Origin of the sequence: Serratia proteamaculans (genome assembly GCF_946227095.1) — a bacterium.
Classification (GTDB): Bacteria; Pseudomonadota; Gammaproteobacteria; order Enterobacterales; family Enterobacteriaceae; genus Serratia; species Serratia proteamaculans_E.
Map to the genome: position 1 here is coordinate 1 of NZ_CAMISV010000026.1, position 10,811 is coordinate 10,811.

Annotated in this window: 8 protein-coding genes, 2 tRNA genes, 2 rRNA genes and 2 pseudogenes; 2 read left to right on the forward strand and 12 right to left on the reverse strand. The window is 52.8% G+C overall.

What is annotated here, in order from left to right; genetic code table 11:
* Positions 1-95 precede the first annotated feature (95 nt).
* Genes OC597_RS26435 through OC597_RS26445 form a run of 3 tightly spaced genes read right to left on the reverse strand, consistent with a single transcriptional unit; the run spans position 96 to position 3,266 of the window.
* Complete coding sequence (locus OC597_RS26435; RefSeq protein WP_262211145.1) at positions 96-632, reverse strand: TniB family NTP-binding protein; 537 nt, start codon at positions 630-632, stop codon at positions 96-98.
* Positions 629-2,581 (reverse strand): TnsB C-terminal domain-containing protein, encoded by a 1,953-nt coding sequence (locus OC597_RS26440; RefSeq protein ID WP_262211146.1) that lies wholly within the window; start codon positions 2,579-2,581, stop codon positions 629-631. Before OC597_RS26440 ends, OC597_RS26435 begins: the two co-directional genes overlap by 4 nt.
* Positions 2,574-3,266, reverse strand: coding sequence for a TnsA endonuclease N-terminal domain-containing protein (locus tag OC597_RS26445; RefSeq protein ID WP_262211147.1), 693 nt, complete (start codon positions 3,264-3,266; stop codon positions 2,574-2,576). The genes OC597_RS26440 and OC597_RS26445 overlap by 8 nt, the downstream gene beginning before the upstream one ends.
* A 91-nt stretch (positions 3,267-3,357) precedes the next feature.
* Between OC597_RS26445 and OC597_RS26450 the strand changes: the two are divergent.
* Positions 3,358-4,059 (forward strand): annotated as a pseudogene (locus OC597_RS26450) (ATP-binding protein); the annotation flags it as partial.
* 27 nt (positions 4,060-4,086) lie between these two features.
* Here OC597_RS26450 and OC597_RS26455 read toward each other — a convergent pair.
* The gene (locus tag OC597_RS26455; RefSeq protein WP_085119975.1) at positions 4,087-4,425 is read right to left on the reverse strand and encodes a MaoP family protein; all 339 of its coding nucleotides are present in this window, start codon (positions 4,423-4,425) and stop codon (positions 4,087-4,089) included.
* A 119-nt stretch (positions 4,426-4,544) separates the two neighbouring features.
* Between OC597_RS26455 and hdfR the strand changes: the two genes are divergently transcribed.
* Positions 4,545-5,372, forward strand: a complete 828-nt coding sequence (gene hdfR / locus OC597_RS26460) for an HTH-type transcriptional regulator HdfR (protein WP_261260350.1) — start codon at positions 4,545-4,547, stop codon at positions 5,370-5,372.
* Positions 5,373-5,376: 4 nt separating this feature from the next.
* Here the strand turns inward: hdfR and yjfF are convergent, their stop codons facing one another.
* The 8 genes and pseudogenes from yjfF to OC597_RS26500 all read right to left on the reverse strand — a co-directional run.
* The gene (gene yjfF, locus OC597_RS26465) at positions 5,377-6,369 is read right to left on the reverse strand and encodes a galactofuranose ABC transporter, permease protein YjfF (protein ID WP_261260351.1); all 993 of its coding nucleotides are present in this window, start codon (positions 6,367-6,369) and stop codon (positions 5,377-5,379) included.
* Positions 6,366-7,367: a galactofuranose ABC transporter, ATP-binding protein YtfT gene (ytfT, locus tag OC597_RS26470; protein WP_261260353.1), complete on the reverse strand. Its 1,002-nt coding sequence runs from the start codon at positions 7,365-7,367 to the stop codon at positions 6,366-6,368. Before ytfT ends, yjfF begins: the two co-directional genes overlap by 4 nt.
* Positions 7,368-7,384: 17 nt before the next feature.
* Positions 7,385-8,899 carry a galactofuranose ABC transporter, ATP-binding protein YtfR gene (gene ytfR / locus OC597_RS26475; protein ID WP_262211149.1) on the reverse strand — a complete coding sequence of 505 codons (1,515 nt, stop codon included), beginning with the start codon at positions 8,897-8,899 and terminating at the stop codon, positions 7,385-7,387.
* 23 nt (positions 8,900-8,922) lie between these two features.
* Positions 8,923-9,878: pseudogene (gene ytfQ, locus OC597_RS26480) on the reverse strand (galactofuranose ABC transporter, galactofuranose-binding protein YtfQ).
* A 317-nt stretch (positions 9,879-10,195) separates the two neighbouring features.
* Positions 10,196-10,271, reverse strand: a tRNA-Trp gene (locus OC597_RS26485).
* A gap of 53 nt (positions 10,272-10,324) precedes the next feature.
* Positions 10,325-10,401 (reverse strand) — tRNA-Asp (locus tag OC597_RS26490).
* A 94-nt stretch (positions 10,402-10,495) separates the two neighbouring features.
* Positions 10,496-10,611, reverse strand: a 5S ribosomal RNA gene (gene rrf, locus OC597_RS26495).
* Between the two features lie 98 nt (positions 10,612-10,709).
* Positions 10,710-10,811 (reverse strand): 23S ribosomal RNA (locus OC597_RS26500); the annotation flags it as partial.

Sequence of the window (10,811 nt, forward strand, 5' to 3'; positions counted from 1 at the left end):
AACGCCGCCACAGTGCCTGTGAGGATCAACCCCCTGCAGTTTATGAAAGTGCCTGGTTCATGAGGCACGGAACAGTCTAGGAAACTAGGGTCTATTCATATAGCCAGCTCGTTACATAGCAATTTGATGGCATTCATCACCTCACGCTGCTTGAGTGCTGTCCCAGTAAGCAAGGAGTGAAACTCATCAATCATCAGCATACGGACATGACAGGATCGGAAGAGATGGATCACTTGATAACGAAGTTTTGAAACCGGATCAGTAGCCCGGTAGGGCGTATAGAACCTTTCCAAGATTGAGATATACAGGCCTTTTTCGTCAGCGGTCGGTGGTGCTTCAGCGAGCACAACCGGCATCACGGGTTCAGCATTATCATTGACGTATGCTTTACCGCATAACTCAAAAAATCGGCGGGCAATCGTGGTTTTCCCATTATTTGGATCCCCCACCAGCAACAGATTTGTCATCCTTGGCCGTGAAGGTTGCCTCATCAGACCTTGTAATGTGTCGAGCACGTATTTCGCTCGGGTATAGCCAATCCAGCGTGGGGCATCTAGGAAATCCATACGTTCAGCATCACTCAGCAACATCACATGATGAAATTCGGGGTGAATATGCGAAAAATTGTTCATGCCAGGTCTCCGTATGGATCGTCAATGTCACCTTTAATGAGCCCATCAATATATTCTGACGCGTCAGGAGCGGGGCGATCCGGCTTTTGGAAACCTTTAGTTTTTCTGCTCGGGTTAGCTGGTGTGATACCTGACTCATGCACTTTGCGACGCTGTGCCTGACGACGTGCTTTTCGGGTTGTAGCACTCGCCTGCTCGACTTTCTGCCGCATTTCCGCGAGCCCCGCATCGACCAGATGTTGATTTACGCTATCAATGCCTTCGGCCTTGAGCTTTTGTCGAACCTGGTTGTACTCCCACAGACTCATTGACGGACGTGTCTGATCAGCAAAGGGGATCCGAAAATAAGATTTAAGTTCCGGGTCGAAAAACCAGATTGAACTGATATCCCGCGGGTCATAGCGGAAGAGAAAACTACGTTTTTTCCCTGTGGGTCTGTCTGTCGCATTAATCCAGGGGCGAAGCGGCTCTGCGTAATATTTCATGTCATGCCAAGTCACACCAAAAGGTTGAATGGTACGCGTGATTGAAGACATAAAGTCGAGCTGAAGCGTCATGCGATCAGCCGGACGTGGAGGAAGACCAGCTCCTGGTACATCTGCATTGCCGAAAATTCCCACATCCCATTTTTTCAGGGGTGACAAGCCTGTGCCCGAATGCATTTTATGGTGATAAACTTTAGTGATATACGTGATAAACCAGCTTTCAAAGTCACCTAACGTCATAACTGCATTGTTATCTGAATCGTACTCAACACGGTCACCAATCGAGGAAAATGTAGTTCCTGGCAGGCTATGGACCTGACGAAGCACTGTCCCCATCAATCGCTCAATATGCCCACCATAACGGGGGACTTTGACCGGCCTAAATTCAAGATTAATACCGTAAGCCATGCAGGATTTGCGAAAATTGTCGGATCGAAAGTCAGGGCCGTTGTCCACGTGAATGGTTGTGGGTTTGCCCCATACAGGCCATTCCGCATCTATCTTATGGAGCATCAACCATTCTTCTTTAGGCAAAATAGAATGCGCAACGCACATGGCAACTGACGTTTCAGAAGGCGCATCGAATGAAATGTAGTAACCCGTAACCATTCTGCTGTAAATATCAATCGCAAGCGTCAGCCAAGGCCGTCCGATTGGTTTACGGTACAGGTCATCGACAAGAATGACATCAGCTGGAGTATGGTCAATCTGAATGACTGAAAGTGGGTAATCAGCATTGGGGAACATCCCAGGAGTGGGATGAAAGCGGTTGCGTGCTTTTTCGTGGTATCCACGGGCCCGGAGAACTGCCTTTTCAGACAGACGTGCAATACGCGCCCTGATAGTCATGTGATTTGGAGGCTGTATACCTCGCTCGCGGCAAACACCTTCAATGTACTCAATGGTTTTACTGGCAGAGTTACGCTGTCGTGTCAGATAAACTTTCTCCAGCGCATCATTAATGAGTGCCTCCATCTCTGATGAAAGACGGCTTTTACCGCTAGTCCACCCTCTTTTTAGCGGGATCAGAGCGCTCACAGTGCCGTAACTGTTATACCGTTGTAACCATCGATAAAGTGTCGCCGCATTTACACCAACTTCCTGCGCACGCTTTTTCATATCGTCGCGACCAGAGACCATCTGATCTAGAAACGGTTGGATCGCAGCAAAGCGCCCCTGCGCGATTTTCCAGTCCTCATCGGCAATATCCTCTATATCGGTAGCATTAGGCTGAAAAATCACCTCAGCGTCCTTCAAAGGCCTTAATTCGGGTATGCGAAGTGACGCATGCCTACCGGTTTCAAGGTTAATGCCAACGACCGTGCCAAAGTCAACAACCTGAATAATACGGAAGACCCCATCGGTATGGCTAACAAGTTCACCAATTTTAACGGCTATCATGACGCGTTGTGGCTCGTAAGATTCTTCATCTTCTCGATTGCGACGGTTATGCAGTTCACTCATATTCAGCCACCCACAGTTCGGTATTCCGGGTCAAAGGTCTGGTGATATCGCAATCCAGCTTACGGGTGGCAACCAGATGCCAGATGTGGGTCTGACCAACTGCCTGGTACATCCCAAGGAAATAACGGGAAAGGAGATGATCAAACGATATAGAACCGGCGTCACACACAGCCTCAGTCAGCAATTGTGTTTCTTGTTCCGGGAACTGCATATTTCTATAGCGGTTAAGCCAACGGATGTTATGCAGTGCCTGATTGCGAATACGGGACTCATCGTGAATGTGAAACTCCCAGCCTTGTTGTAGAGCATACCGATAAGCCGCTTTCCATTTTGGAAGCCATTTGCGCCAGTTTGCCCGCCACTCCGCCTCTGGCTTAACTTCCACGAGGCGCGGTTTTGGATAATTGTGATAAGTGAGATTACCCAAGCGATAGTAAACGAGGAAGTCGGGGGTGTAGGTGTACTTCTGCCCGTTTGTCCCCAAGAATGGGATAGACGCAGGTTGGGGGATGACATCAAGCACGTTCAGATTGAAGTCTGCCTGCATGATAAAATCGCGCTCAAGCGTCGATTCAAACTCAACTTCAGAATGCCCCCGAAAGGCGTATGCACCTGACACACTACGCCTGGTTGGCTTTATCCTGCGCTGTTGGCTCGGCACGCTGTCGCTGCTATTTCTATACATTCCACACTCCTTAACACCTATTAGCGTGAGATCATCGCACCCATTTTCATAAAACCAGCCGGTAAGTGACTGTTTGTCAGAAAACATCATCGCATTAATATCTATATATCACAGCGGCTCACTGCCGCGACCGGGTGAGATTTCCATGGCGCACAACGGCGTGCTGTTTCTTGATGAGTTACCTGAATTCGAAAGACGGGTGCTGGATGCCCTGCGTGAACCGCTGGAGTCTGGCGAGATCGTCATTTCACGCGCCACGGCCAAGGTCTGCTTCCCAGCCAGGGTACAGTTGATCGCGGCCATGAACCCCAGCCCGACCGGGCATTATCAGGGCATGCACAACCGCGCGTCCCCACAACAGGTGCTGCGCTATCTCGGACGACTTTCAGGGCCGTTCCTCGATCGCTTCGATTTATCGATTGAGGTGCCACTGCTGCCACCGGGCGTGCTAAGCAAACGACGTATCGCCGGTGAAAGTAGCGCACAGGTACGGGAGCGGGTGCTGTTGGCACGTGAAAGGCAGCTCGAACGTGCCGGGAAGATCAATGCCCTGCTGAATAATCACGAGGTTGAACGGGATTGCGCACTGAGCGAGGCAGATGCGGATTTTCTTGAAACGACGTTAAACAAATTGGGATTGTCGGTTCGCGCCTGGCAACGGATTTTAAAAGTGGCTCGCACACTGGCCGATTTGGCGGGAGATCGGGAGATTGATAAGCGCCATTTGAGCGAAGCGCTTGGCTATCGCAGTATGGACCGCCTGTTGCTGCAGCTGCACCGCAGCCTGGAATAAAAATGGGGCCCAAAGGCCCCATCGATATCAGTCGTCGCTGTCGGTGTAATCTTCCACCGCATCAGCCTGCGGCTTGCCGCCGGACAGGGTATGGAATTTTTTCGGGCGGCGTGTGCGCACCAGATATTTAGCCCATACTTTTTCCTGCTCGGTAACCGGCTCACGCTCACCGTGGCACACTGCGACGAACAACTGTTCTTCTTCAGTGACCGGCTGACGTTTGCCCGCGTCCAGCTCATTGAACGCATACCCGAAACGCTCTAGCAATTGCGCTTCTTTAATGGTGAAATCGCCGTGACGGGAGAACCCGCGAGGATAATGTTTATTATCAAAAAAACGATTGGTCGTGGTGAAGCTATCCGCCATCTGACACGCTCCTAATTCTCTCATGGCCGTGCTGTTTATGGCGCGGAGTATTAGATAGGCTTGACATTGTGTAAAACAAAACATTTAAATCTTAACGATAAAAATTTCTGGAGATGGGTGTGGATACCGAATTACTGAAAACCTTTTTGGAGGTCAGTAGAACGCGTCACTTTGGCCGAGCCGCAGAATCCTTGTACTTAACACAGTCTGCCGTCAGTTTCCGTATCCGCCAGTTAGAAACCCAATTGGGGGCGAATTTATTCACTCGTCATCGTAACAATATCCGTCTGACACCAGCTGGGGAGCGGCTTCTGCCCTACGCTGAGAGCCTGATGACGACCTGGCAGTTGGCGAAAAAAGAGGTAGTGCGTTCGCTGCAGCATACCGAATTGTCCATCGGTGCCACCGCGTCGCTGTGGGAAGCTTATCTGACCCCGTGGCTGCAATCGCTGTATCAACAGCGTGAGGCGTTACAACTGGAAGCCAGGGTGGCGTTACGGCACTCTTTGGTAAAACAGCTGCATGAAAGGCAGCTTGATTTGCTCATCACCACTGAACCTCCCAAGATGGATGAACTGGCCAGCCAGCTATTGGGCAATTTTTCGCTGCGGTTGTTCTCCTCCACCCTGCGTGATAAACAGGCGCCGATGCCGTATATCAAGCTGGAATGGGGGGCGGATTTCCATCAGCAGGAAACTCGTATGCTGGAAGGGGATACCCTGCCGGTACTCACCACCACTTCCGCACACCTGACCCGACAACTGCTGGAAACCACCGGCGGCTGTGCCTTCCTGCCCAGCCAATGGGAGAAGGAGTATCCGCAGTTGGCCGCCACCGCCGATATCCCGCCGATTATCCGCCCGCTGTACGCCGTTTGGCTGCAAAATAGCGACCAACAGCCATTGATCCGGCAACTGTTGAAAATACCTTTAAATACCACAGCATGAGGCGCTATAGCGGCTTCAAGCGAGGATGACGGGGTTTGGTTCGTCTGCCAAGCCAAAACGCGCTCATCGCCTTCTGAAGGCCGATAAAGCAGAACAGCAGGATGCCGATAACGATTTTGGTCCACCAGGAGCTGAGCGTACCGTCGAAAGTGATGTAACTCTGAATCAGCCCCTGGATCAGCACGCCAAACAGCGTGCCCAACACGGTGCCGACCCCGCCGGTCAACAAGGTGCCTCCAATCACTACCGCGGCAATGGCATCCAGTTCCACGCCGCTGGCGGCCAGCGCGTAGCCCGCCGAGGTATACAACGAGAAAATAATCCCGGACAAGGCTGCCAATGTGCCTGAGAGCATATAAATCAGTACCGTCGTACGTTGTACCGGCACGCCCATCAGTGCCGCAGACACCCGGTTACCACCGATAGCGTAGACGTTGTGGCCAAAGCGGGTGCGGTGCGCTAACACTATGCCGACCGCCACCACCATTAGCATCACCAACGCCAACAGCGTAAAGCGGCCGCCGCCCGGCAGTTTCCAGGCATAGTTCGCCAGCGTGGCATACAGCGGATGATCAATGGGAATTGACTCCTCCGAGACGATAAAACTCATGCCTCGCACGAAGAACATCCCGGCCAGCGTGATGATGAACGCTGGAAGTTTCAGTACATCAATAATCCAACCCATCAATGCACCGAACGACGCGCCCATCAGCAGCGCAATAACAAACGCATAGCCCGGTGCGATACCGTAAGTTCCGATCAATTTGGCCAATAGCACCCCGGTGAAGGCGATCACCGAGCCGACCGACAGATCGATACCGCCGGAAAGGATCACAAACGTCATGCCTACCGCGACGATGCCAAGAAAGGCGTTGTCGGTCAGCAAGTCACACCATACTCGCGTTGAGGCAAAGCCGGGGAACTGGGTGAGGCAAAAACCATAGCCCAAAAGGAACACCAGGACAGTAATCAGCAGTGGCAGATTACGTTTGATCATGGCTTTCTTCTCCTAAGCAGTTGGCGCAACGAGACGCTTGGCGATTGCACCATCAGCACCGCCAGCACCACGATCGCCTTCAGCACCAGATTAAATTCCGGCCGATAGCCGGACAGCAGAATACCGGTATTCATCCCCTGAATGATTAATGCCCCCACCACCGACAACAGCAGGTTAAAACGCCCGCCCATCAATGAGCCGCCGCCAATCACCACCGCCAGGATCGCATCCAGCTCCAGCCACAGTCCGGAATTGTTGGCATCTGCACCACGGATATCTGCCGTGACGATGATCCCGGCCACCGCAGCACAGAGTCCGCAGATGACATATACCGCCATCACCACCCAGCGCGTACTGACCCCCGCATTGCGGGCCGAGCGCAGATTGATGCCCACGGCTTCGATAAACAGCCCCAGCGCCGTTTTACGCGTCAGCAGCCAGATCAACAGCAGCATCACTGCGGCAATGATCGCTGGCATCGGTAGATACATCAGCGCACCGCTGCCAAGCCGAGCCAGCCCTTCTCGTTCAAAGGTGACGATTTGTCCTTCGGTGATCAACTGCGCAATACCGCGACCGGCCACCATCAGCATCAGCGTGGCGACAATCGGCTGTATCTGCAGCACCGCCACCAGAAAGCCATTCCAAAGGCCACACAGCGCACCCGCCGCCAAGGCAGCCGCCAGCACGTAACCCAGCGGATAACCGGCGCTGGTCAGCGTTGCGGCCGTGGCACCGGCGATAGCCATCACGGCCCCCACCGAAAGGTCGATACCGCCGGTGGCGATCACTAACGTCATGCCTAATGCCAATAACGCTACCGGTGCGCCACGGTTAACAATGTCGATCACACTGCCAAACAGCCGACCATCCTGAATGTGGATGGAAAAGAAATTCGGGGCCACCAGGCTGTCGATCAACAAAATCACCGCCAGCGCCCCCAGTTGCGTCGCCCCAGCGGGGAAGACCCATCTGACCTTACGTGGTCCACCGGTCATGGAGAAACTCCTGAGGTTCATTCAGCCCCCTGTTGCGCGGCTATCGCCTGCATGATCGCAGGTACCGTAATGGCGTCATGCTCAAGCTGCGCCACGTGTTTTCTGTCGCGTAGCACCAGGATACGATCGGCATAGCCCGCCAGTTCTTCCAGTTCGGACGAAATCACCAGCAGCGCCAGCCCTTCGTCACAGAGTTTTTCGATCAAGCGGATGATTTCAGCATGCGCGCCAACGTCAATGCCGCGCGTTGGTTCGTCCAGGATCAAAAAGCGCGGTTTGGTCGCCAGCCAGCGAGACAGCAACACCTTCTGTTGATTTCCGCCGGACAGATATTGGATCTGCTGCTCCGGCCCCGGCGTGCGAATACCCAATAGTTGGATATAACTCTCGGCAATGCGGGTTTGTTCCCGCAACGATAGCGGTTTTAACCAACCACGTTGCGCCTGCAGGGCCAGAATGATGTTTTCCCTTACCGTCGCAGCACCGACAATCCCGTCGGTTTTTCGGTCCTCCGGGCAATAACCAAAACCGAGGCTGGCAGCTTTACGGGGCGTGCGGATGTTCACCGTACGACCCTCAACTTTCGCACTGCCGCTATCGCGTGGCTTGATGCCGAATATCAGCTGAGCCGTTTCCGTGCGGCCAGAGCCCAGCAGACCGGCCAAGCCTACAATCTCGCCCGGACGGATTTGCAGATCAAAGGGTTCAACCATGCCGCGTCGTCCATAACCCCTGAATTCGACCAGGGATGGCGCATCCGTTGGTGCGTGCTCACCTCGTTTAAGCAGCGACTCGTCAAACGCGTGGCCAAGCATCATCTGTACCAATTCCAGACGCGGTAAATCAGCGGTAATTCGGGTACCCACTAACTTACCGTTGCGCAGTACAGTGATGCGATCGCAAATACGGTAAACCTGATCCAGGAAGTGGGTGACAAAGATCATCCCCATGCCCTGACTGCGGAGCTGGCCGAGAATACCCAGTAGCATGGTGACTTCTTTGGCATCCAGACTGGCGGTTGGCTCATCCAGGATCAGAACTTTGGCTGACAAGTCGACCGCCCGCGCGATAGCGATAATCTGCTGGATCGCAATGGAGTAATTGCCCAATGGCTGACTGACATCCAACTGTAATCCATACCCCAGCAAAAGCTGCTGGGCCTGGTGCAGCAACTTCTTTTGATCGACCAGGCCGAAGCGCGTTGGCTCACGACCAATGAACAAATTAGCCGCCACCGAGATGTTCGGTAGCAAGTTAACTTCCTGATAAACCGTACCAATCCCCAGCAGCTGCGCCTGTGCAGTACTCTGTGGGGCAATGGCGGCACCTTCCAGCAATACCTCACCGGCGGAACGCTGATAAACCCCGGTTAGCGCTTTGATTAGCGTGGATTTCCCCGCGCCATTTTCACCCAGCAGCGCCATAATCTCTCCGCGCTGCAACGTGACATCAACCTGCTCCAGCGCTTTAACGCCAGGAAACTCAACGGATAATCCCTTAATCGCCAACAACGTGGTTTGAGATGTGACCATCTTCTGTCCCGCCAGTGAGTGGATTAGTAGCCCATGCTTTTCTTCAGCTCAAATTCCTGTTTCGCGGTATCCGGCTGCAGCAGTTTCGATTCGGTCTGGATAAACTTCGGCGGCTGGGTGCCATCTTTCTTCATCGCTAACAGAGCATCAAACGCCGGGCCAGCCATATTCGGCGTCAGTTCAACCGTGGCATTGGCTTCACCATTCATCATCGCTTTGAATATGTCAGGAACACCGTCGATAGAGATGATTTTGATCTGTGAACCCGGTTTTAAACCCGCCTCTTTGATTGCCTGAATAGCACCAATCGCCATGTCGTCGTTATGCGCATACACCGCACAAATATTTTTGCCGTTCTGCTCGGCCTTGATAAAGCTTTCCATCACTTCTTTCCCCTTACTACGGGTAAAGTCACCGGATTGCGAGCGGATGATTTTAACGTTGGCGGCGGTGGCGATGCCGTCGGCAAAGCCTTTCTTGCGGTTGATGGCTACGCTGGAACCCACGGTCCCCTGCAGCTCCACCACGTTACAAGGCTTGCCGGCGACCTCTTTAACCAGCCACTCGCCTGCAACCTTGCCTTCATGCACGCTGTCGGACGCCACGGCTGCGGTATACAGCGAGGGATCGTTCACTTCGATCATCCGGTCGAGCAGGAATACCGGGATCTTGGCCTCTTTGGCCTCTTGCAGTACCGGAGTCCACCCGGTGGCGACTACCGGGGCAATGAAAATGGCATCAACACCCTGAGCGATGAAGGATCGGACCGCTTTGATCTGGTTTTCCTGTTTTTGCTGAGCATCGGCGATTTTTAAAGTAATACCGCGCTTTCCGCTTCCTGTTTCGATACCTTGGTTTCTGCAGAGCGCCAGCCCGATTCAGAACCAATCTGAGAAAAACCGACGACCAGCGGTGCCGCCTGTACGGTACTTATCAATGCGCCAGTGATGGCGGCCGCTAACAGCAGACGTTTAACCATGTTTGTTCTCCCCGCACTGCCCTGGCTCCTGGTGGCCTCAGACAGCGGTAACTGTTGTTGTGTATGCTGCATATTTTTCTGGTGAAGTAGGTATCCAAAGACTCGACCCCCATTAGGTGTAGTCGAAAATCAGGCAGGAATAATGAGCGGCATCACATCACGGGAGAACAACCATTTTGTACATGGATCCAGCTAAAAATGTCTAAATTGGGAACAGGTTTGGTAGGGTTTTTAGGCAATTTATCAGGGGAATAGCGAGGATTTAGGAAAAGTAGAAAGCAAAAAAAACCCTTCGCTTTCGCAAAGGGTTTCTAATATGGCAGGGGCGGAGAGACTCGAACTCGCGACACCCGGTTTTGGAGACCGGTGCTCTACCAACTGAGCTACGCCCCTAAATCATGCTTAACATTATGCCTGCTAAAATTAGCAGGCATAATTTAAATAAGTGGCGGAACGGACGGGGCTCGAACCCGCGACCCCCTGCGTGACAGGCAGGTATTCTAACCAACTGAACTACCGCTCCACCGGTTCTTTCACGTTACATCTTTCGATGTGGCAAAATCGCTCTGGGCGATCCTGCTCATTACCGGGTGTCAAACCGATAACGTTTAATTGATGCCTGGCAGTGTCCTACTCTCGCATGGGGAGACCCCACACTACCATCGGCGCTACGGCGTTTCACTTCTGAGTTCGGCATGGGATCAGGTGGGACCACCGCGCTATGGCCGCCAGGCAAATTCTGTTTCATTCCAACCGCTACATCGTAGCCATCAGAACCAATCTCGGAACATTCGCTGAAAATCTGTCTCTCTAAAACACTTTTGGTGTTGTAAGGTTAAGTCTCACGGATCATTAGTACTGGTTAGCTCAATGCATCGCTGCACTTACACACCCAGCCTATCAACGTCTTAGTCTTAAACGTTCCTTCAGGGG